General features: G+C 58.2%; 21 protein-coding genes. 7 read left to right on the forward strand and 14 right to left on the reverse strand.

Annotation, left to right across the window (positions count from 1 at the left end):
- The first annotated feature begins 58 nt into the window (after positions 1–58).
- A complete protein-coding gene (gene hemN, locus FHT73_RS14735) occupies positions 59–1,405 on the forward strand; it encodes an oxygen-independent coproporphyrinogen III oxidase (protein ID WP_348648144.1) in 1,347 nt (448 codons plus the stop codon).
- A 19-nt stretch (positions 1,406–1,424) separates the two neighbouring features.
- Here the strand turns inward: hemN and FHT73_RS14740 are convergent, their stop codons facing one another.
- Both FHT73_RS14740 and FHT73_RS14745 read right to left on the reverse strand, forming a co-directional pair.
- A complete protein-coding gene (locus FHT73_RS14740) occupies positions 1,425–3,344 on the reverse strand; it encodes a PAS domain-containing sensor histidine kinase (protein ID WP_183712522.1) in 1,920 nt (639 codons plus the stop codon).
- 21 nt (positions 3,345–3,365) lie between these two features.
- Positions 3,366–4,124: a helix-turn-helix domain-containing protein gene (locus FHT73_RS14745; RefSeq protein ID WP_183712524.1), complete on the reverse strand. Its 759-nt coding sequence runs from the start codon at positions 4,122–4,124 to the stop codon at positions 3,366–3,368.
- Positions 4,125–4,266: 142 nt separating this feature from the next.
- On the opposite strand from FHT73_RS14745, the gene FHT73_RS14750 reads away from it, so the two are divergent.
- The gene (locus FHT73_RS14750; protein WP_183712526.1) at positions 4,267–4,992 is read left to right on the forward strand and encodes a response regulator; all 726 of its coding nucleotides are present in this window, start codon (positions 4,267–4,269) and stop codon (positions 4,990–4,992) included.
- A gap of 27 nt (positions 4,993–5,019) precedes the next feature.
- On the opposite strand, the gene FHT73_RS14755 is transcribed toward FHT73_RS14750, so the two are convergent.
- Together FHT73_RS14755 and FHT73_RS14760 are read right to left on the reverse strand one after the other, a co-directional pair.
- Positions 5,020–5,460: a hypothetical protein gene (locus FHT73_RS14755; RefSeq protein ID WP_112606568.1), complete on the reverse strand. Its 441-nt coding sequence runs from the start codon at positions 5,458–5,460 to the stop codon at positions 5,020–5,022.
- Between the two features lie 72 nt (positions 5,461–5,532).
- The gene (locus FHT73_RS14760; protein ID WP_348648143.1) at positions 5,533–6,447 is read right to left on the reverse strand and encodes a universal stress protein; all 915 of its coding nucleotides are present in this window, start codon (positions 6,445–6,447) and stop codon (positions 5,533–5,535) included.
- A 193-nt stretch (positions 6,448–6,640) separates the two neighbouring features.
- Between FHT73_RS14760 and FHT73_RS14765 the strand changes: the two genes are divergently transcribed.
- Positions 6,641–7,825, forward strand: coding sequence for an acetate/propionate family kinase (locus tag FHT73_RS14765; RefSeq protein WP_183712528.1), 1,185 nt, complete (start codon positions 6,641–6,643; stop codon positions 7,823–7,825).
- Positions 7,826–7,895: 70 nt separating this feature from the next.
- Complete coding sequence (locus FHT73_RS14770) at positions 7,896–10,310, forward strand: phosphoketolase family protein (protein ID WP_183712529.1); 2,415 nt, start codon at positions 7,896–7,898, stop codon at positions 10,308–10,310.
- 355 nt (positions 10,311–10,665) lie between these two features.
- Here the strand turns inward: FHT73_RS14770 and FHT73_RS14775 are convergent, their stop codons facing one another.
- Positions 10,666–10,926 carry an aldehyde dehydrogenase family protein gene (locus FHT73_RS14775; RefSeq protein WP_112606578.1) on the reverse strand — a complete coding sequence of 87 codons (261 nt, stop codon included), beginning with the start codon at positions 10,924–10,926 and terminating at the stop codon, positions 10,666–10,668.
- Positions 10,927–11,100: 174 nt separating this feature from the next.
- Between FHT73_RS14775 and adhP the strand changes: the two genes are divergently transcribed.
- Positions 11,101–12,183 carry an alcohol dehydrogenase AdhP gene (adhP, locus tag FHT73_RS14780; RefSeq protein WP_112606580.1) on the forward strand — a complete coding sequence of 361 codons (1,083 nt, stop codon included), beginning with the start codon at positions 11,101–11,103 and terminating at the stop codon, positions 12,181–12,183.
- 141 nt (positions 12,184–12,324) lie between these two features.
- On the opposite strand, the gene FHT73_RS14785 is transcribed toward adhP, so the two are convergent.
- A complete protein-coding gene (locus FHT73_RS14785; RefSeq protein WP_112606582.1) occupies positions 12,325–13,782 on the reverse strand; it encodes a site-specific integrase in 1,458 nt (485 codons plus the stop codon).
- A 408-nt stretch (positions 13,783–14,190) separates the two neighbouring features.
- Here FHT73_RS14785 and FHT73_RS14790 point away from each other — a divergent pair, with 408 nt between their 5' ends.
- A complete protein-coding gene (locus FHT73_RS14790; RefSeq protein ID WP_112412987.1) occupies positions 14,191–14,832 on the forward strand; it encodes a DUF1007 family protein in 642 nt (213 codons plus the stop codon).
- A gap of 20 nt (positions 14,833–14,852) precedes the next feature.
- Here FHT73_RS14790 and FHT73_RS14795 read toward each other — a convergent pair whose 3' ends face one another.
- A complete protein-coding gene (locus tag FHT73_RS14795) occupies positions 14,853–15,599 on the reverse strand; it encodes a phosphatase PAP2 family protein (RefSeq protein ID WP_112412923.1) in 747 nt (248 codons plus the stop codon).
- Positions 15,600–16,055: 456 nt separating this feature from the next.
- Between FHT73_RS14795 and FHT73_RS14800 the strand changes: the two genes are divergently transcribed.
- Entirely contained in the window at positions 16,056–16,823 is a 768-nt protein-coding gene (locus FHT73_RS14800) for a MipA/OmpV family protein (RefSeq protein ID WP_246712138.1), read from the forward strand.
- Here FHT73_RS14800 and FHT73_RS14805 read toward each other — a convergent pair.
- From FHT73_RS14805 to FHT73_RS14835, 7 genes are read right to left on the reverse strand one after another with little or no spacing between them, the layout of a single operon-like run.
- Positions 16,764–18,104 carry a cyclopropane-fatty-acyl-phospholipid synthase family protein gene (locus tag FHT73_RS14805; protein ID WP_183712533.1) on the reverse strand — a complete coding sequence of 447 codons (1,341 nt, stop codon included), beginning with the start codon at positions 18,102–18,104 and terminating at the stop codon, positions 16,764–16,766. The genes FHT73_RS14800 and FHT73_RS14805 overlap by 60 nt on opposite strands.
- Entirely contained in the window at positions 18,101–18,529 is a 429-nt protein-coding gene (locus FHT73_RS14810) for an EamA family transporter (RefSeq protein ID WP_183712535.1), read from the reverse strand. Before FHT73_RS14810 ends, FHT73_RS14805 begins: the two co-directional genes overlap by 4 nt.
- On the reverse strand, positions 18,529–19,677 hold the full coding sequence (locus FHT73_RS14815) for a GNAT family N-acetyltransferase (RefSeq protein ID WP_183712537.1): 1,149 nt from the start codon (positions 19,675–19,677) through the stop codon (positions 18,529–18,531). Before FHT73_RS14815 ends, FHT73_RS14810 begins: the two co-directional genes overlap by 1 nt.
- A complete protein-coding gene (locus tag FHT73_RS14820) occupies positions 19,658–20,473 on the reverse strand; it encodes an alpha/beta fold hydrolase (RefSeq protein ID WP_112336280.1) in 816 nt (271 codons plus the stop codon). The genes FHT73_RS14815 and FHT73_RS14820 overlap by 20 nt, the downstream gene beginning before the upstream one ends.
- Complete coding sequence (locus FHT73_RS14825; RefSeq protein WP_112606592.1) at positions 20,463–21,335, reverse strand: fatty acid desaturase; 873 nt, start codon at positions 21,333–21,335, stop codon at positions 20,463–20,465. The genes FHT73_RS14820 and FHT73_RS14825 overlap by 11 nt, the downstream gene beginning before the upstream one ends.
- Positions 21,332–21,685, reverse strand: coding sequence for an EamA family transporter (locus FHT73_RS14830; RefSeq protein ID WP_015341516.1), 354 nt, complete (start codon positions 21,683–21,685; stop codon positions 21,332–21,334). Before FHT73_RS14830 ends, FHT73_RS14825 begins: the two co-directional genes overlap by 4 nt.
- Complete coding sequence (locus FHT73_RS14835) at positions 21,682–22,635, reverse strand: arginase (protein WP_112399514.1); 954 nt, start codon at positions 22,633–22,635, stop codon at positions 21,682–21,684. Before FHT73_RS14835 ends, FHT73_RS14830 begins: the two co-directional genes overlap by 4 nt.

The raw sequence follows: 22,635 nt of genomic DNA on the forward strand, positions 1-22,635 counted from the left end.
CGCCCGGCCCATGCCCACCCAATCGATCCCTCTGCCCGATCAATTGAAAGACCCTCCCGTGTTCACAAGTTCGCTTGCCCGTTACGCTCAACCTGTGCCACGTTACACCAGCTATCCCACGGCGCCGCATTTTCACGGTGGCGTTGACGGCGCGTGCTATGCCAGATGGCTTGGCGAGACGGATCCACATAAGCCCGTCTCGCTTTACTTGCATGTGCCCTTTTGCGATCAGCTCTGCTGGTTTTGCGGCTGTCATACCAAGCAGGTACGACGCTACGATCCCGTTGCCGATTATCTGGACGCGCTTGGGGCGGAGATCGCACTTGCAGCGCGGACCCTTCCGGGTCGGCGGCATGTGAGCGCCGTCCACTTCGGTGGCGGCTCGCCGACCGTGATCGAACCTGACGACATCGACAGTCTTCGTGCGAAACTCGATGATGCTTTCGACCTGGGTCCGGATTGTGAGATCAGCGTCGAGATCGACCCGCGCAATGTTGACCACGATAAACTCGAAGCTTGGCACCGCTTTGGCATCACGCGTGCAAGCCTGGGCGTCCAGGATTTTGATCCCGACGTTCAAAGGGCAATCAATCGGCGACAAAGTTTCGAGCAGACACAAGCCGTCGTGGGAGCCCTGCGCAACGCCGGCATCGGCTCAATCAATCTCGATATTCTCTACGGTCTGCCGCTGCAGACAACGGAGACGCTGCGACGGACTATCGATCTTGCCGTGTCGATGCGGCCAAATCGTATTGCGCTCTTCGGCTATGCGCATGTTCCCTGGGTGAAAAAACACCAAAGCCTTATCGATCAAGATACCCTTCCCGGTCCGGCCGAGCGGTTCGACATGGCAAGCGATGGTGCCGCTCAATTGGCGGAAGCCGGCTATATCGCGCTCGGTATCGATCATTTCGCCGACGAGACCGACCGCCTTGCGGTCGCCGCCGCCAATGGTCGCATGCAACGCAATTTCCAGGGCTATACGACAGACGAGGCTGAGACGCTGATCGGGCTCGGGGCCTCTTCGATCGGTAAGCTGCAGCAGGGCTATGTCCAGAATGCGGTCTCCATCGCAGACTATATTCGCAAGGTGAGGGCCGGCGCGTTCGCCACGGCCCGCGGCTTTGCACTTTTGCCTTCCGACCGGGTCGTCGGCAGGTTGATTGAGAGCCTGATGTGCGACTTCTCCTTCTCCATCGCAGATCTGAGGCGGACCTTCGGAAGCGGTGTCGACCATTTGCAAATCGAAGTTGCAAGGATCGCCGCTGAGGAGAAGGATCTGATCCACTTTGACGGCGATCTATTCCTGGTGAGGTCGGAAGCGCGACCCTTTGTTCGAACGATTGCTTCCCGCTTCGATCGCTATCTGGCGACCGACAAAGCGCGCCACAGCACAGCCGTTTGACGCCTTTGAAAGAGAACGATCAATCGAGAAGTTCGCGCAAGCGAACGGCCAGTTCCCGGGCGGTGTATGGCTTCTTCAGCCAACTTCCGGTCTCCGCCAACTCTCGCCCTGCAATCGTGGGCTCGGCATAGCCAGAGGTAAACAGCACCTTGATTTCAGGGCGCATGGCCCGGATTTTATGTGCGAGTTCATCCCCAGTCATGCCGCCCGGCATCACGACATCGGTAAACAGCAATGCGATGTCGTGATTCTCCTGGAAAAGAGCCAGGGCCTCGGTTCCATTGCTAGCCTCGAGGACACTATATCCGGCATCGAGAAGCCGGGAGACGGTGACACGGCGAACACGAACATCGTCCTCGACGACGAGGATACGCTCGAAGCCTTTTGGAATAAGGTCAGGCTTCTTGTCGTCTGCATGAACTGGCTCCATTTCCGTTCGTGCCTTTTGGGCAGGCAGGAAGATGCGAACGCTCGTGCCTTGGCCGATCTCGCTATAGAGCTGGACAAGGCCACCTGATTGCTTGGCAAAGCCATAGACCATGCTGAGGCCGAGCCCAGTGCCAGCCCCCATCCCTTTCGTAGTAAAGAACGGCTCGAAGGCGCGCTCCTTCGTCTCGCTCGACATGCCAGCACCGTTATCGGTCACGGCGATCAGCACATAGTCACCGGTGCGGACCTCGGGATACATGCGTGCGTAATCGGCATCGAGCCGCAGGCGCGAAATCTCTATCGACAAAAGGCCGCCGCGAGGCATCGCATCCCGTGCGTTGATTGCGAGATTAAGGAGAGCATTTTGCAATTGGGAGCCATCGACAAGCGCTTCGTTCGCAGAGCCGGTAATGACGGTTCGCAATTCGATCGCCTCGCCCAATGTGCGGCGCAAGAGACCGGAAAAGCCGGATACGAATCTACCGACGTCCATAGGCTTGGGATTGAGAGGCTGGCGACGACCAAAGGCAAGGAGTTGAGCGGTCAGCTTCGCTCCGTCCTCGGCGGCCGCCTGTGCCTCGGAAACCAGTGACAGCAGCTTCGTATCCTGCAGCCGCGCCTCGATCATTTCCAGGTTGCCGCTGATGACGGTCAGCAAATTGTTGAAGTCATGGGCCAGGCCGCCAGTCAATTGGCCTATGGCTTCCATCTTCTGTGATTGTCGAAGTTCCTCTTCGATCTTGTGGCGGCTTGTCAGGTCACGGACGAACCCGGTGAATATCCGTTTGCCGTTGGCGACCGCCTCGCCAACCGACAATTCCATCGGAAAGACGGTGCCGTCTTTGCGTTGCCCACTGACCACGCGGCCATAACCGATGATGCGGCGCTCGCCGGTTGTCAGATAATGCGAAAGATATCCATCATGGGCCTCGCGGTCTGGCGAGGGCATCAGCATCGAAACGTTTTTTCCATGCACATCCCCCGCCGAATATCCAAACAGTTTTTCCGCAGCGGTGCTGAAGGACGCGATCACCCCTAATTCGTCGATCACAATCATCGATTCGGGGACAGTCGCGAGAATTGACCGCAGATGAGCCTCACGCTCAGCCAAATCCGCCTGTATTTTCTTTAAGTGACTGATATCATTATTCGTTTGAACAATGACGTGTTGGTCTGGATCGACAGAGGATGCCGCGACCCAACGGCTCGTCACGACGACGGGCCTGCCATCCTTGTGCATATGCACAAGCTCCCCCTGCCAAGCAATATGCCGGGCGACCTTGCTGCGGATTTCCTCGAGAGGCTCGGGGAAAATTGTCGACAGCAATTCATGAACCACCCGGCCAATGGCCTCCTGCTGGGTCCAGCCGTAGAGCCGCTCGCATCCCGACGTCCACCTCCGGATGATTCCATCAAACGTGTGCACGACAATATTCGCGCTATCGAGGATCTGGGCGATTTCGTCCAACCTGGTTTCTGTGGCTTGCTGTCCTGACGACCGATCGTTCATCGAACTTCCATTTGCATTCGGTTAGTGGCGCCGCCGGGCATCATCCAAGGAAATGACGGGCGAATAGCGATCGTCGCATTCATCACCCTCTCCCGCCAGATGTGCAAGCATCCTGGCCTTTAAAATGCGGATGGAATGGCGACCCGCAGGGCCGACGATACCCTTGTTTGTCAACCTCGTCATGGTTCGGGAAACTGTTTCGATCGTGAGGCCCAGATAGTCGGCGATATCGAGACGAGTCATCGGAAGATCGACGACACTGCACGAGCGATCCTGTTCTCGTTTCCGCTGGAGTTGCTGCAGCAGGAAACTGCAAAGCCGTTCTTCGGCATTTTTGCAGGACAGCAACACCATTTGATCCTGGGCTGCCGCCATTTCGTCGCAGAGGCGGGCAAGAAGCAGCGGCCTCAGCTCCGGCGAGCTGCCAACCGTATCCTCAAAGGCTCTCCGGGAGAAACGGCGCAATCTCGCTGGGGTTACGGCTTCGGCGCTATAGAGATAGTGATTTCTGAGCGAAACGCCGACAAGATCGCCAGGATAGAGGAAGCCTGTGATGACGCGCCTGCCGTCCGCCATGATCTTGAAAATGCGTAGAACCCCCTCCACCAGCTCAAAGAGATGTTTTGCCTGGTCGCCTTCGAAGAACAACGTTCCGCCGGCATCCAATTGCTCCAGTGGTTGCTTCGAGAACAGTGACTGAAGACAGATCGGTTCGGCATCGAAGGCAACAACAACCTCATTGTAACTCTGAGCGCGCTCAGCGCTATTTGCCGACAACATGACAATCCCTCTCAAATGTTGTTCCAATGCCTGGCAGATTGATGCCTTCCGAGTGACAGCCGAATGCCACGCGTGTTAGAGATCGTGCAATTTTGTAACGGATTGTCACAGGTCGCAGCCCGTCTTTACCGGAACCCTTGCAATGACCCTCGATCAGCAGCGGCGTGAACATCTTCTGGTCGTGGATGACGACCCCAGAATCCGTCAGATGCTGACACGCTACTTCGAGGACGAAGGGTATGTCGTCAGCACGGCATCGAACGGCCCTGAGATGCGGGCGTCCCTGCAGCAAGAGAATTTCGATATCATCCTGTTGGACTGGGTCCTGCCCGGCGGTGAGGACGGTTTGGACCTTGCCCGCGAAATCCGCGCACAGTCGGACATTCCGATCATCATGCTGACTGGTCGCGACGATGTGGTCGACAGGATCGTCGGAATTGAAGTCGGCGCAGACGACTATATCGCCAAGCCCTTTCATCTGAGAGAAGTGCATGCTCGCCTGAAGTCCATTCTTCGCCGCCGTCAGCCAGCGGCAAAAGCTCGGGAAAACGAACCTGGTGACGTGCTTCGTTTTGAAGGCTGGCAGCTCGATATCGGCAAACGGCAGCTTCTATCACCGGACAAAAACGAAATCGAATTGACCACCGGCGAATTCGACATGCTGGTTGTATTCGCACGCCATGCCGGGCGTGTGCTCAGCCGCGACTTCCTGATGGAGGCGACGCGAGGACGGAATCTGGAGGTGTACGATCGAACGATCGATGCCCAAATCGCGCGACTGCGTAAGAAGATCGAGGCCGACCCCACGCACCCACAGCTGATAAAATCGATCCGGGGGGTTGGCTACGTCTTCACCGGCAAACAGTGATCGGCCAGTTCCGTCGCAACACAAGGTTCAGGGATCGTCGTCGCTTGAGAACATCATGAGCCCATGATCCGATCGATAGACTCGCTCCTCGTTGTGCATCTGCTCCCAATTGCCCGGATTTTGATTCCAGAATCTGATTTGGTTGCACTTGAGTTCCCTAGCCCGCGATCGAATGCTCGCAAATAGGGTTTGCGCAATGCCACGTTCATCAGCTGCACTTGCGACAATCAGAAATGTGACGTCAAGCAGCCGCCCGACGGCGGGATGATCGCAGGGCCTGTAGATGCTCAGACCCTGTATGTAACCTCGTGGGTTGACCGCGGCGAGGATTTCGTCCTTGCGGTTGGCGTCGGATGCCATCCGGCGCCATGCCACCATACCAAGGCTTGGAACTGCTGCCTGGACAAGAGGATAGGCTTGCACGATCTGATCCGGCCGCAGCGCGGCAATAACATAAGTGCCAGCCATGCTTTTTCCCCTCCAAGGATGCAAAGAGCAGGCCACGCCCATTGGCGGGGCGGGGCCCTGGGCCAATTGGTGTCAGCGTGTCATCATCAGGGGAACGGGTGTCTGCTCGAGCATCGAGCGGGTCGTCCCCCCGAAGATCCACTCGCGCACCCGCGAATGCCCGTAGGCGCCCATGACGATCAGTTCGGCGCCGATGTCGATCGCATGCTGACGCAGCACGTCCGCGACAGCGCGCCCGCCGCTGGGCAGAACATCGACCGATACCCGAATTCCATGCCGTGCAAGGAATGCGGCGACATCCGCTCCCGGCTCCTCGCCGTTGCTACCGACGGTCGCGGACGGATCGACCATGGCGACACACACGTTATCGGCAGCAATCAGCTGCTCCATCGCGGCCCGCACGGCCATGCTTGCTTCGTTGCGAGAGTCCCAGGCAACCAAGACCGTTTTCGGGCGAAGAGAGGCGGCATGTCCCTTGGGCACAAGAAGGATCGGGGCCGGCGACCGAAACAGGGCTCCGTTCAAAATTTCCTGCCGCATGTCTTCATGAGCCAGAAAGCCGCCGCCGATCAGCGTCAGGTCGACATAGCGCGCCCGGTCTCCGATTTCATTCTCCGCCCATCCGTATTCGGTAAAGAGGCTGGTCACGTCGAACGAAATATCGTCAGCCTGCAGTATGGTCTTGGTAGCTGAGACCTTTCGGCGAAGATCTTCCGTCTGACGCTCGCGCTCCTCGATCCATACCGTGGACGTCACTTCGCCATATCCGCCAATCGGCGGTGCAGCAAGTGCCGTTACCAGCACGGACAAGTGGGCTTTCGCCTCCCGGCACAATTCGATTGCAGAATGCAGGTCAGCATCGTCTTGATCGACACCGATGACGCTCAAAATGGTCTTGGCTTGCATGGTCACACCTCCTGTTTGAACTCGTTGTTCGATGGGGCTGAGTTTAAGCACCAGGGCGCGCTGCGCCTTGATCTTGGTCAACACCACGGATCGAAGATCGATCGCGAGCGTCACACAGCTTGATATGGGTCAATGCAAAAGGCGGAAGCCAGCCTTAGAAGCGATGACAGTGTTCAAGCTCTCTGGATTGGGTGGAAACTCGGCGCAACATTCCATCGCAGCCGACTGTCTCGGCTTATCGTTGGGCAGCCGATTTCCAACCGAAGGAACCATCATGACTGACGCCAAGTTGCTGCTCACATTCAATGCGGGCTCGTCAACGCTCAAGATCGGTTTATTCCAATGTGATGTGAACGGTGCACTTTGTGTCGGCAAGGGGTTGGTCGACTTCAGCAGGCGCCCGCTGTCGCTTCATCTGACGGAGGGACCGGCAGTCTTCGACAGGTTTCTACACGCCGAAGGCGGGGAGGATCTGCGCGATGTCATCGCCGAAACATTCGAAACACTCGGCAGGCATTTCAACATGGATGCCGTGCGGGTCGTCGGTCATCGTGTCGTACATGGCGGCGAGCGGTTCATCGGTCCCATTCGCCTCGACGAGACTAGCATCGGCGATATAGACCAGTTGACCGCGCTCGCGCCCTTGCACCAGCCTCAGGCGCTCCGCCTGATCCGTGCAGTCAAACATCTACGACCGACGCTCGCACAGACGGCCTCCTTCGATACAGCCTTCCACGCAACCCAAAGCGATCTAGTTCGCCGATTTGCCTTGCCCCGCGCACTGCACGATCAGGGGATCAAGCGCTACGGCTTTCATGGTCTCTCCCATGCTTTCATCGCCGCGGAACTACGGATGCGCGCACCGAAGGTCGCCGCGGGTAAGGTGATTGTCGCGCATCTTGGCAGCGGTGCCAGCCTCTGTGCTCTCGATGGCGGCGAAAGTCGCGATTGCAGCATGGGGTTTTCAACGCTCGACGGCATACCGATGGCAACGCGTTGCGGCACGCTCGATCCGGGCGTGTTGCTCCATCTTCTTGGACCGAAGGGCAGGACCCTGCGGAACCTGGAAGACATGCTCTATTATCGCTCCGGCCTGCTCGGGGTGTCTGGCATCAGCGGCGATACGCGCGATCTGCTGAAAGACGAGCGTCCCGAGGCGCGGGAAGCCATCGACCTGTTTACCTTGCGTATTGCCGGGGAAATCGGCCGCATGACCGCAACGCTTGGCGGCCTGGACGGCATTGTTTTCACCGCCGGAATCGGCGAACATCAGCCGGAAATCCGTGCAGCGATTTGCGACCGCCTACGATGGTTGGGCGTCGCTATAGACGGCGAAGCGAACACCACTAGCGCGCCCATCATCAGCACATCGGCAAGCTCCGTCACTGCATTCGTCATTCCGACGGACGAGGAACAGATCATCGCCAATGAAGCCCTGTCGGTTCTGGCAAGCGAGTGATCCAGATCAACAGCCCATCGCCTCGTTCGCAGTAGTCTGACGAACGACCATATTGAATTGGAGCAACCACATGGACAAGCAGCCAACCGCAACTTTCGCGCATCCACTCGACGCCGCCGAACTCGACCTCATCGACCGCTATTGGCGAGCGGCCAATTACCTCTCGGTCGGCCAGATCTACCTGCTCGACAATCCGCTACTGCGCGAACCCTTGAAGGTCGAGCATATCAAGCCGCGCCTTCTCGGCCATTGGGGCACAACCCCAGGGCTCAACTTCATCTATGCCCATCTCAACCGGATCATTCGCAATCGCGATCTCGATATCATCTACATCTGCGGTCCTGGCCACGGCGGCCCGGGCATGGTCGCCAACACCTATCTCGAAGGCACCTATAGCGAGGTTTATCCGGATATCTCCGCGAACACGGACGGCATGCGCAAACTGTTCCGCCAGTTTTCCTTTCCCGGCGGCATTCCAAGCCATGCGGCGCCTGAAACACCCGGATCGATCCATGAAGGGGGCGAACTCGGCTATGCATTGGTGCATGCCTATGGGGCCGTCTTCGACAATCCCGATCTGATCGCCGCCTGTGTCGTCGGCGACGGCGAAGCTGAAACGGGTCCGCTGGCCGCCAGCTGGCATTCCAACAAGTTCCTCAATCCGGGCCGCGACGGCGCGGTATTGCCAATCCTGCATCTCAACGGCTACAAGATCGCCAATCCGACCATCCTTGGCCGCGACACCGACGAGGACCTGCGTCATCTCTTCATCGGTTACGGCTACGAGCCCTTCTTCGTCGAAGGTTCCGACCCGCATCAGATGCATCAGGCGATGGCTGCGACCTTCGATCAAGTCTTCGACCGCATCCGCGCCATCCAGACTGAGGCCCGCACCGGCGCACCCGGCAATTTCTGCCCGCGCTGGCCGATGATCGTGTTCAGAAGCCCGAAGGGCTGGACGGGGCCGGAGGAAGTCGACGGCAAGAAAGTCGAAGGTTTCTGGCGGGCGCATCAGGTGCCGGTTTCTAATTGTCGCGAGGACGCCGGCCATCGAAAAATCCTAGAAGACTGGATGCGCAGCTATGATCCGCAGGATCTTTTCAACGTCGACGGGCGCTTGAAAGAGGAATTATCTGCATTGGCGCCGAAAGGGAAACGCCGCATGGGCGCCAATCCACATGCCAATGGCGGGCTGCTGCGCCGTGAACTCGTTGTACCCGATCTTCGCAACTATGAGGTTGCCGTCGAAAAGCGTGGTAGAACAATGGCTCAATCGACCGAGGTCCTTGGCCATTATCTTCGCGACATCCTGACCCTCAATGCCGATCGCGCCAATTTCCGCATCTTCGGCCCAGACGAGACGGAATCCAACCGTCTTGGTAGCGTCTTTGAAGTGACCGACCGTGTCTGGATGGAGGAGATAAAACCCTATGACGTCAGCCTTGCCCGAGACGGTCGGGTCATGGAAGTCCTCAGCGAGCATCTATGCCAAGGATGGCTGGAAGGTTATCTGTTGACTGGGCGCCATGGTCTGTTCTCCTGCTATGAAGCCTTCATCCACATCGTCGATTCCATGTTCAATCAGCACGCCAAATGGCTGAAGGTGTCGCGCGAACTGCCATGGCGCAAACCGATTTCCTCGCTGAACTACCTTTTGACATCGCACGTTTGGCGACAGGACCATAATGGCTTCAGCCATCAGGATCCGGGGTTCATCGACGTTGTTGCCAACAAAAGAGCCGACACCGTGCGCATCTACCTGCCACCGGATGCCAACACGCTGTTATGGACCGGCGACCATTGCCTGAAAACCTATGACCGCATCAACGTGATTGTTGCCGGCAAACAACCGGAGCTGCAATGGCTGTCGATGGATGAAGCAGCTAAGCATTGCGAAGCCGGCATCGGCATTTGGAATTGGGCCTGCAACGAACAAAGTGCAGTTGAACCGGATGTCGTCATGGCCTGCGCCGGCGATGTCCCTACCATGGAGACGCTCGCCGCTGTCGACCTTCTCCGCCAGAATATTCCGGAACTATCGATCCGCGTGGTCAACGTTGTCGACCTGATGGCGCTGCAATCGAAGGAGCAACATCCGCATGGTCTCGCCGACGAAATCTTCGACAGCTTGTTCACACCGGACAGGCCGGTGATCTTCGCCTATCATGGCTATCCCTACCTCATCCACCGCCTCACCTACCGGCGCACCAACCACCGCAACTTCCATGTCCGCGGCTTCATCGAGGAAGGAACGACGACGACGCCCTTCGACATGACCGTTCTCAACGAGCTTGACCGCTACCATCTTGCCATCGAGGCGATCGAGCGCGTGCCGGGTCTCAAGGAAAAGGCACGGGATGTGATCCAGCTTTTCCGCGACAAGCTCGAAGAACACGGTCGCTACATTCGCCAGTACGGTGAGGACATGCCGGAAATCAGTAACTGGAAATGGCCCTATGGCGACAATTGGGATCGTTTGTCCTGACGTGACGCTCTATCAAGGGACCGGCTGAGGCGCTCGGTTCCTTGGGGAGTGTGGGGCGGTAAAAAAGCCTGCACTTTTTGTGTGCGGCAACGCTCGTGATAAGGATCCGATGTCATCGTAACAGACCGGCGGAGAACCCGAAGCGGAGGTCGATTTCAGCGGTTGGCAGGTCTTTTTTTGGGGGTTGCTTGCCGGTCCGACCGCCTCGTCGATGATCTCGTCCTGGCGCAATTATCAAGCGCGAGGGATCCAACTGTTCAGCGCGGCTGGTGGCTTACGGTGCTCGCGCCGATCCTGATCCAACTCGAATATTTCATGGGCTCTCAGAATGCCGCATCGATGTCGACCACACCGATCAGCTTGTGATTGACGAACTCCTTGATGCCCAGATCCAGCAATTCTCGACCGTAAGCAATTTTGGGTGAGCTTCGAGATCTTTTCGCAGGATGTGCGCTGCGCTTTGCATCACCTTGGCGCGTCCGGCGAATGCGGTTTCTTTCCAGAACAGGAACGTGACGTGGGCACGCTCGATGGCCAGCTTGACGTCGGCGTCGGTGACGTTCGGAAACGTCTTCACCACTTCGCCGGTATAAGGGTTTGTTGTCGTGTATAACATGACGGCTTCCTTACTCGTTGCACGAGGCCTGGGAACTCAAATACGATCTACTAGGCCTATTCGAACGAGGCTGTCATCGGACTGAATATCGAGCCTTGATCTATATCATGGCAGGCGTTGCCCGTGGGCCTAGTCTCGCCTCATCAATGTCGAAACGGATGAAAGAGACGGATCATGATTGCAAAGACGATGATGGCGGCAGTCGTGCGCCAGTTTGGAGAGCCGCTAGCGATTGAGAGCGTGCCTGTGCCGGTTCCCGGACCCGGCGAGCTTCTCATCAAGGTGATTGCCTGCGGTGTTTGCCATACAGACCTTCACGCCGCGGACGGCGATTGGCCGGTGAAACCGTCACCACCGTTCATCCCCGGTCATGAAGTCGCCGGCGTCGTAGCGGCGCTTGGTCCAGGCGTTACGGATTTTAGGGAGGGCGATCCGGTGGGCATCGCCTGGCTGCATGACGCCTGCATGCGGTGCGAATATTGTGAAACAGGCTGGGAAACCTTGTGTGAGCACCAGCATGACACCGGCTACAGCTGCGACGGCGGCTTTGCAGAATATGTCATCGCCTCGGCAGCCTTCACCGCACGGCTTCCGGTTAACGTTGATTTTGCGCAGATCGCGCCGATCTTGTGCGCTGGCGTCACGACCTACAAAGGACTGAAGGAAACCGAGGCCCGTCCGGGCGAATGGGTGGCGATTTCCGGCATCGGTGGCCTCGGCCATGTCGCGATCCAATATGCCAAGGCGATGGGACTTAAGATCGTGGCACTCGATGTCACACCGGAGAAGCTCGCTTTGGCACTCGCGACTGGCGCTGATGTCGCGATTGATGCTCGGTCGCCTGACGCAATCGCCGACGTCCTTAAGGCGACTAACGGTGGCGCCCACGGCATTTTGGTAACGGCCGTCTCGCCTCCTGCCTTCTCCCAGGCACTCCATATGGTCCGCCGCAAAGGCACAGTCGCCCTCGTCGGCCTGCCGCCGGGAGAATTTCCGACGCCGATCTTCGACGTCGTGCTCAAGCGCATCACTTTGCGAGGCTCGATCGTCGGGACGCGCCGCGATCTCGACGAGGCCATCGCCTTTGCGGTCGACGGCAATGTCAAGGCGGAAATAACCAAGGCACCGCTGAGCGACATCAACACGATCTTCGCCAAGCTCAAGGCAGGCAAGATCGAGGGACGGATGGTTCTGGATTTCACTATGCCGATCACGACCGCGAAACCGGGAGCAGACGGTAAATTGTTTCAGGTGTGAGACGCCTCCGTCTGAGGACTATATCGTGTGGCGGTCCTCGATAGAAAATCCAAGCAAGAGAGCCATTATGTTCCGCACGAAGATTCACGGTAGCCCAGCCGCTCCTGGAGAGATCAGCAGCGGCCCATTCTAGGCGATGCGTTAAATGATGGCTTTCCTCGGTACGCTGCCACCCACTCTCGCACAAGCAATCGATCCGGAAACAATCGATTGAGCACGTGCAGCATCTATCCCCTCCGCTACGAGATGCTGCACTAAGGCTCTGGAAAGAACATCGGACTCGGTTGAGGACGCCTGAACGGTTGCTTTTCTCGGTCTAGCACGCTCATTCGCGACTTTCCCAGACAGCGCATCGGCAATTTTCCTCGTCACCCGATTTGCGGCACGGCGGAACGGATCATTCTGCACGTGCGCATATATTGCGGTAGAGCGGGGGTTCGAATGATCGAGAATCGCTCCGATCGGGGCAAGCGCTTCGCCGGTCGAAATGGCGGTTGAGCCAATCGTGTGCCTGAGCGTATGCGGAGTGACGCCGGAAAGACTGGCTTTCTTGATCGCTTTGGACCAAACGGATTTGGTGCCTTGGAAATAGCCATCGCCGCGCTCTGCCGGGAATACGAAGTCGTTCCCATCTTTTCGCGGCAGAGAGTTAAGAAGAGCAACTGAGGCTGCACCCAGAGGACGAACGGACCTCCCGGTTTTGCTTTCGTCCAGTTCGAGCAATCCTTCTGCAAGATTGACTTCAGACCATTTAAGCCCGGCAATCTCGTCGCGACGGCAACCTGTCAGTACCCAAAGGCGGGCGATGTTGATCGCCTTGGAATTCACACCTTCCGCCTCAAGCTCGTCCAGGGCAGCGCCCAGGCGCGTAATCTCTTCGAAGGTGAGATACCGTGTCTTCTGATTATCGGTCTTGCGGATGGCAGCGTTCTCGCACGGATTACGTTCGACAACTTCATTCCGAAGAGCAAAGCTGAACACGGCGGATAGATCCCGAACGACTTTGCGTGCGGCCCCCGCCCCACCGCAAACTATGACGCGCTTACGCGGCCCAATCTCCTCGTCACACGCCGTCTTCCCGGTGGTTACGTCAGCAACGAACCTCTCCCCATCGCCTGCGTTGATATCCCGTGCCCGCCGATTACCTAGCAAAGGCACGACATGGTGACGAAGGCGCGCCATCGTATAGGCTTTTGTTCGCGGCTTCATCGCCTCATCCTGTCGCTTGCCTCGCTGAATGACGCAGCCTTCTTTCTCATAGAGATCGACAAGAGCACTCATCGTCATCTCACGACGTTTTGCCTGAAGTTCGGTCATGGGATCTGCGCCGGTGATAACACTGCTGAGCTTGGCCTTCGCCAGTTTCCTGGCTTGTTCGGCGGTCAGCGGGCCGTGGCGCCCTATGATGAACCAATGTTGAGTAGCGGAACGACAGCCCCCGTTGGCACGATATTTTATGACAAAGGTCTTCACTCCCGTCGGCTCAACACGCAGGGCAAATCCAGGAAGATCACAGTCCCAGACATGATACCGTTTGTCCTTCGGCTTGGCGCCATCGACGACACGCTTTGTCAGCAATACATCACTTCGTTTGCCCATTTTGACGCTCGTTCGGATACCACTGAGATACCACAATGATGGAAAAGGCCCGGCATATTGTATGCGTTTAGCAGGCGCTAATGTTAACTTAACTAATTGATATAATATCACAATAGCGCGGTGTCAGATACTGCAGCGTAAGACATACTCAACCTTGCCAAGGTTGGGGTCGAGGGTTCGAATCCCTTCGCCCGCTCCAGTTTTACAGATTTTCCTCCGAAGAGAAAAAGTCACGGCTCAGGCCGGGGCTGGTATTTTGCCGAAAAGGCGAGTTTCCCTATTCCCGTTTCCTTTCCTTGCATCTATGCCTTGCCCACGCGCGAAGGGTCTCAAATCAGTCTCATTTGACGTTCAGGTCTGCGCATCGGATAGACCGGACGAAACGCGGTAGCTGCTCGCATGAAAAGCATGAAAACAAAGATTTCCCTGCTGATTGCGATGCTGTCGCTTCTACCCATTCCCGCATTTGCCCATCCGCATATCTTCATCGATGCCAAGTTCGAGGTCGTCTCGGCGCCCGATGGCTCGATCAGCGAGCTGCGCAACGTCTGGAGCTTCGACGAGGTGTTCACCTCCTCTGTACTCATGGATTACGGCAAGAGCGGCGACCAAGTGTTGAGCGCGAGCGAGCTCAAGGCGGTCGGCAAGACGGTCCGGGATTCGCTGGCGCAATATGGTTACTATACGAACGTCACCAGCAACGGCAAAGCGGTACCGATGGCCAAACCGGACGCGGTTGAGGCCAATTACAAGGATGGTTCGCTGACGCTGACCTTTTCGCTGAAGCCGGAGCAGAAGACTTTCCTCAAGGGAACCACCATCTTCGGCATCTACGACAAGACGCTCTATACGGCCGTCGATTTCGCCACCGACAACGATTTGACCACGTCGGGGCCGGCTTTAGGCCGCTGCAAGCGCAAGGTGATCAGGCCCAACCCGAAGGAAGTCATGGCGGAAAACCAGGCCGCGCTGACCAGCATGTTCTTCAGTGACCCGAAGGGCACGGACTACTCGCTGCTCGTGGCCACACGGCTCGAAGTCCAGTGCTGATCCCGTAAGGACATCTTACCTCACTTGAAAGACAGATCGTCGTCTGCGGCAGACCTCTTTCCCCTTGGCCCAGGCGATATGTAGCGGCGGGCGATGAGCCAGCAGGCGAGCGCCCAGGTCGCGCCGGCGCACCAGCCGCCGAGAACGTCGGTCGGATAATGCACGCCGAGATAGACCCGGCTCGCGCCGATCATCAATGTCAGCAGGATGCCGGCCGCGACGATGAAGACGCGCGTCGAACGATAGGTCCGCGTGCCTGAGATCAGCGCGGCAAGAGTCAGATAGGTCACGGCCGAAACCATCGCATGGCCGCTTGGAAAACTCAGATCCTGCACCTCGACCAGATGCGGCACGATATCCGGACGCGCCCGCGCGACGCCGATCTTCAATGCCGTGCTCAATGCCCATCCGCCCAGGACCGAAGCGAGGATGAAAATGGCGATGGAGCGTTGCCGGTCGAGAAGCAGATAGATCGTCACGAGCGCCGTCATCAGCGCGAGTACCGTCGTCCCGCCGAGGCTGGTAATGTCCTTGACGGCATGGGTGAGCCATCCCGGCCCGATCGGCATGGCAAGGTTCCCGGGCTGACGAAGCGCCAGCAATATCGCCTCGTCGAACCCCTTCGTGCTGCCTTCGAGCACCTCTCCTGTGAGATAGATGAACAGAAGAATGCCGCCCGAAAGCGCGGCGAACATCACGAGCAGCAAGGGCTCGTAGCGGTTCAACCATCCAGGAATGCCCGATGTGCCGAATGGCCGATCCTTCATGCGCTGAAACCTGCCTTGAGTGCTCTCATATCGTTCGTCCACCATCGATAGCGGACAAAGCCTATCTAGGAACAAAACGCGCAGCTTCCAATCGATCAAAGCCGGAACGATATATTCGGCGGCGCATGCGCTTCAGGTTCGTGAAATAAAACCTCTCTATCTTGACGGGAATTGTCGCAGGCACCGCGGCAGCCACGACAGGATGTGGCCTGCTTCGCTTTCTGCCGAAGGATGGTCCATGGGGGCGTTAGCAATACAGAAGCGTTCAGGCTGGTGGTCAGGCGCCATGTCTGCCGTCAAACTTTCTACTGTTTTCCAAGCCGCGAGCTGTGCTACTAGAGCTGCAGGGGCGATCAGGCATCAGGTGTTTTCAGAGTGTTAAATGTTGGGACATCTTTTTCCGCCCGGCTGTCTATGCTGGCCGGAACGGGGCTGCTGGCAGCGTTCATAGTCGGTATGTTCCCGGCCTCATCCAGAGCGGACGATACTCCTAAATCCTCAGCTGAGACCTGGGTCGTCACGCTTGGTGCGACGGTTGAATATGGCCCGAGCTATGAGGGATCGAAGCATTATACCTTCGGCGCCCTGCCATCATTCGACATCCATCGTTTGGGTGAGGCGCAGGAATACAGCGCGCCTGACGATAATTTCGATTATCAGCTCTTCGATCTCGGCGGCGTCGAAATCGGCCCGGTTGTCGGACTGCGGGACGACCGCTTCGACATCAACGATCTGCACCTGCAAAGCCAGCGCAGGGTGCGATGGAATTTCGATGCGGGCGGCTTCGCCCAATATTGGCTGATGGACAATCGGCTCCGGTTCCGCACGGAAATACGCCAGTCGCTTTGGGGCGGCGATGGTCTGGTGGGCGATTTTGCCCTCGACTGGTTCCAGCCGCTCGGAGACAAATGGCTCCTGTCCGCCGGCCCTCGCCTGTCGATGGCAAATTCAGTCTATATGCGCACCAACTTCGGCATCTCGGAAAGCGAAGCTGCGAGACATGGCCATATCAATGCCTTCGATGCCGGTACCGGCGTGAAATCGGTCGGCTTCACGGTAGCGGCGACCTATACGATCTCGCCGGAATGGAGCGTGCAGGTCTACGGAAAATATAACCGTCTGGTGGGCGATGCGGCCGATAGCCCGATCACCTCGCGCTTCGGCTCACCCGACCAGAACATCATTGGCTTCACGCTGAACAGAACCTTCAACGTCAAGTTTTAAAGCACTCTTCGCTTCATTCTCGGCAATATAGTTGCGCGTCAGCGGAATGATATCGTTTCGCTTGGCGATCTGGATCTGGAATACGACGAGATCCTCGTAGCGGAAGGCGGCCTCCGCCGTCGAAAGATAATATTCCCACATGCGGCAGAAGCGCTCGTCGTAGAGCTTCGCGGCGTCGTCCCAACGCGCCATGAAACGCTCCCGCCACGCCTCCAGCGTCTTGGCATAATGCAGCCGCAGCACCTCGACATCGGTGATGGCAAGCCCCGCCGCCTCGATCTCCGGCACGATCTCTGACAGCGCCGGAATATAGCCGCCCGGAAAGATGTATTTGTCGAGCCACGGCGTCGTGAAGCCGGGCGTCGCCGAACAGCCGATGGTGTGCAGCACCATGATGCCGTCATCCTCGAGCAGTTCAGCGCATTTGCGGAAGAACGTACGATACGACGCCAGCCCGACATGCTCGAACATGCCGACGGAAACGATCCTGTCGAAGCGGCCGGTCAGGCTGCGGTAGTCCCTCAGCGCGAACTGAACCTCTGCCGGAGTTCCGCCCGCCCTGTCGGCCACGCGTTTCGAGGCATACTCATGCTGTTCTTCCGACAGGGTCACGCCGAGCACGTAACCGCCCGGCGCATGTTCGGCCATATGCAGCGCGAGGCCGCCCCAGCCGCAGCCGATATCTAGGATGCTGTTGTTCGGCTCGATCAAAAGCTTGGCGGCGAGATGCCGCTTCTTGGCAATCTGCGCATCGTCAAGCGATTGGTCCGCATGCTCGAAATAGGCGCAGGAATATTGCCTGTCCGGATCGAGGAAGAGTTCGTAAAGCCTACCGTCGAGATCGTAGTGATGCGCGACATTCGCTTTCGAGCGCCCAGGCAGGTTGCGATGGCGGAAAATCCGCAGCTTCGTCCTGATATGATCGATGATGCGGGCAATGAGCGGGTGGGTGCTGTTCTGCCCTTCGCGCAGCATCATCGCCACGAAATCGTAGAGCGTACCCTGCTCCACGATGAAGCGGCCATCCATAAAGAGCTCGCCAAGCCGCTTATCGGCATCGATGAGGAGCGCCCATTCGGCGCGGTCGTCGGTGAAACGGACACGGACCGGCTTGCCGGTGCCGTCGCCAAAGGTCAGCACACGGCCGCTTGCCGTGGTCACGGTCAATGCGCCGCGCGTCACGATCGAAGACAGCGCGCGCTTCACGCACCAGTCCACAACACCGGAGAAAAGGACATTGCTCTTGCCCTTAGAGCGGTTTTCAGCTGGAGAACCGGTCATCTTCCATCCTTACCGGCGCTGCTGCGCAGCCCGTCATGCTTGACATGCCAATCGTCACGCTCTTCCGGCGTCGCGTTGGCTCCGGCGATCAACCAGACGCCCAGGAGGATCAATCCGCTGCCGACCACCTGCAGGGCGACGACACGCTCGCCGAAGACGAACCAGCCTGTCGCGATGATCAGCACGTAGCTAATGCCGGAAAGCGGGAAGGCGCGGCTGAGATCGAGTTCGGCAAGCACGTTCATCCAGATGAAGAAGGTCACGATCTCGACGGCGATGGCTGCCAATATCCAGTAGGAGGAGAGCGCTTGCCACAGCCAGCTTTCCGCGTCCCCAGCGTTCATCTGCTCGGCTCCGAGCTTGATGAAGAATTGGAACAGGGTATTCAGCACCGGCACGGCAAGCCAGGAAAGACGCATCGGCATTACACATCCGCCTCATCTGTCGAGAACAGCGGCGATACCAGGCGCAACAGTCCCTGAAGGAAAGGATTGCGATGGCGGAAATACATCGCATTGGCCGTCAGCTTGCTGCCGAGCCGCACCTTGTTTTCATAATAGGCCTGACCGCTCTGGTACCGGCTCAAGCCATTATCGAGGCAATAGCGCAGATTGGTGAACCAGCTTAAGAAATAGAGATTGTAGGGCCGGCCCTTTTCGCCATCCATGCAGAAGAACTTGTCGATCGCCACGCGCTCGTCATGGACGATCAGATTGGCGGCCATGAGCTTGTCTTCGACAAAATAGAAGGCGCAGAACGAGCGGCCGCTCATCCGGTCGAGAATGCCCTGGAAATAGGCGGGCGTCAGTTCTTCGAACTGCCATTCGCTGCGATTGCGCGTGTCGTGATAGAGCGCCATGACCTCAGGCAGGAATTCGCCGAAATCCGTCCGAATCTCGACCCTGACCTGTTCGAAGGATTTCATCTTGCGGCGCATGTCCTTGCGCGTACCGGACGAAAGCCTGGCGAGATATTCGTCGACAGTCTTGAAATCGATATCGAGCCAGGCCGTTGGAAGGCCGCCGATCGTGGCATAGCCGCGCGCGGCAAACAGCGCGCCGAATTCGGCCGATGTCGGCTCCGCAATATCCTTAAGGCCGATCAGCGCGCAATGCTCGGCCGCGGCGACCTGCTCGAAAAAGGACAGCATCTCGGCCAGCAAGACGCCGCGTCGCTCGCCATCGACGTCGGGATGAAAGCCGATCGCCCCCGTTTCCGTGCAGGGTGAACCCAGGCAGGCAAGGCGCAGCTTCAGGAACTTCGGAAAATGGCGCTGAACCTTGCGCATGGACCGGCGCAGGAAGCCTTCCTCCAGCGTGGTATCGAGGGCATAAAGGCAGAGAAAGGCCGGCATGGCTGCGCTGACCCGTCCGCCTTCCGTGACGGTGATGTAGCGCCATTCAAACCCTTCGAGACCGGCCTCCTCGATCGCCAGCAGGCAATCATAGTCCTCGACCTGACCCGGGAAACACGCATTCCAGGCATCGCGGCCGATGGCGCGGATGCTGACATGAACTTCGGCCACCGGATCGCCCATCGGCTGCGGCGGGACTTTAAGCAGCGGCTGCGACATGACGCGCCTCGAAGAAATCGGCCGTAAAATCGGCCACCTGACGGTGCTGCCGGTCGACATGGATCATATGGTAGCTGTCCGTGATCCATTTCAGCTCGTGCGGAGCGCCGATATGCTCGGAAATGTAACGGGCATGCTTCGGGCTGGCGAGATCGTCATCCTCGGCATGCAGGATCAGCGTCGGCGTCTGCATCCGCGGCAACAGGCTGCGAAGAGCCTTGCCCAGCCGGTGCATCTCGACCAGACCTTTGCCCGGGAATTTTTCCAAAACGCCTTCGCTCGCCATGCCTTCGATCAGCCGGCGCATGCGCTCGTCCTTTATCCCGAGCGAGGTCGTCTCGCTGAAGTTCAGCCGATCGAGGAACGGAACGCGCGACAGCCAGCCGATCTGGGAGGCCAGCAGCGGATAGTAGAAGGGAACGTCCCAGCCGTCATAACTGAAGCAGGGAGAATAGATCGCCACCGCGCTGATGGTCTTCTTCTGCTGTTCGGCGGCCAGCATCGCCAGCTTGCCACCGACGCAGATGCCGGCCGCAAAGACTTCCTGCGTTCTGGATGCAAGAAATTCCGATGCGCTGACGACAGAGGCTAGCCAGTCTTCCCAGCTCGTTCCGCGCAGGGTCTTCGCATCGACGCCATGGCCTGCAAGCAACGGCGCATAGATGCTGTAGCCCCTGCGGTTGAGGTGACGAGCCACGAGCTTCATTTCGGCCGGCGCTCCCGTCAGACCGTGAATCAGAAGAACGCCTTTGCCGTTTGAGCCCTCCATGAAGAAGCTCAATTCGTCAGCTTTCATGAGACAGCTCCGACTGCCGATTTTCCTTGGCCATAAAGCCAAGAGCATGGCAGGTGCTGATCACATGCGTGCCATTCTTTTCCTGCTCGTCCTTGATCTGCTCATGCAGCGCCTGGAGTTTCGTCCAGTGGGTCCGCGGGCGATAATGGTGCTCCGCATGATAGCCGTTGCCGAACCAGAGCCAGTTGTAGAAGGATTTGTGGCTCGAAACGCCCCAGGCGATCGGCTCGTCCGGATCGCCATTCAGATGTTCGTAATAGCCGTTCAGCGACGACAGGCAATTGCCGATATAATAGAACGGCACGAAGAACAGCACCGCCTTCCAATCGTAGATCAGCGCGAGCGCGGCAAGGCCTAGGAAGAAATAGAGTTCGAACCGTCCCCAGGCCGCATCGAAGGGGCGGTTGCGGGCGATCGCCTTGTGGATGTCGCCGAGGCTGTCGCGGAAGAAGCTCAGAAACGTGTAGGACCAGACGTTTTCCGGCTGGCCGTCGCGGCCGTGGCGATAGATCGACAGCAGATCGATAGTGTCGCCTTTCTCATCCGGCCGGTCGCTGTTGCCGGAATGGTGGCGCATATGCACCCAATGATAATAGGTCTGCGAGAAACCGATCGCGACCGATTCCAGCAGGCTGAAACCGTAGTTCATCCAGCGCGGCTTGAAATAGGGCGTATGGATGAAGTTGTGCGATATGCTGTTGATGTTCCAGGAGATGGAAACGGCATAAAGGCAGCCAAGAATGGCCGAAAGCCAAAGCGGCCGGCTTTCGAAGCCGACGATCAGATAGACATCGAAGGCGAGATGGGCGACAGCGGCCAGAACCGGTGCCAGATCCCATCGGGTGTGCGCAAAGATTTTCATAGTCCTGTAACTCCCACGCAAGCCACACCGGCGGTGACGAGGAACACGCCCGTCGCGTGGCGCAGGTTGATGTTTTCCTTGAAGATGACGGCGCCGGCCAGCACGATGACCACATAGCTCAGCGCCATCAGCGGAAAGGCGATGGTCAGGGGGACGCGCTCCAGAACGGCCGTCCAGGCGAAAAGCTCAACGGCCCAGAACAGAATGCCGAGCCAGGTGATCGGCTTGGCCAGCGCCGAAAGCAGGGCGCCTTCGCCGGCCGTTTGCTTAAAGCAAACTTCGCGGGCCGTCTCCGCGAGTATGCAGAATAGGATCAATCCCAGCATGGGAAGTGTCAAGCTGCCAGTCATTCCATGTACTCCGCCAGCACCTCCAGCAGCGCATGATTGGCTGCGCTGTTGATGTTTCTCATCGTTTCGGCGCCCTGGCGCATACGCGGCTGATCGATGAAGATCTCCGCGCGCTTCATGAACTGCATCCGAAGACTGCCAGCATAACTCGGGGTCGAATAATCCCCGATGACATCGGCGCCGATGATACGGTGACGGCTGCCGATTTCGCTGATGAGGGAGAGGAGATAGGGCAGCCGCATGCGGCCCTGATCCCAATTGGTAACGGCATCGTCGGCGGCCAGCACGTCCTTGTCGATCGTCACATAGACCGCCTCGGTGCGAATACGGCTGAGCATGTGATCGATGAAATTTTCCTCGCCGATTTCGGCGATCGACTTCCAGTGCAGCGCCCCCCCTTCCTGGCGGTAGCTGGCGCCATTGCCATAATCGGCCAGGACGCGGCTCGGCGGATGTTCGTAAGGGTAGAGTTCCAGCTTGCCGTCGCCGAGCCAGTGCAGATTGGCCCCCTTGCGCTCCGGGCTGCGAAGATCATGGCTGCAGACGCCGATCGTGATGACCTTCTGGATGCTGGGATTGGCAAGTGCGCTGTTGACCCAGGAGCCGCAGTGCAGTCCGCCGTCGAACTTGACCCAATCCGGATGATTGTCGAAATGGATCAGCGTAGCCGCGCTGGACTGCCGCTCGAGCGCGTCGTCGAGCAGCAGGGCGGTGATATGATGGAAATCACCGGAGCCCATGAAGCACAGTTGCGGCGTCTTGCCCGTCGCAGGCCTGTTCTTGACGATCTCGCGGCTGAGATCGTCAAGAGCACCCTGCTTGCTCCACAGCCGAACCTGCTGGCCGGCATTCTTGCCGAAATACTGGTACGCGCCTGCGAATTTGCACGCGCGTACGAAGTCGGGCTGCAACTCCAAAGCATCATCGAGATGAAGAAGCAGCAGTTGCAC

Source organism: Rhizobium sp. BK098, from assembly GCF_014193155.1.
Taxonomy (GTDB): domain Bacteria; phylum Pseudomonadota; class Alphaproteobacteria; order Rhizobiales; family Rhizobiaceae; genus Rhizobium.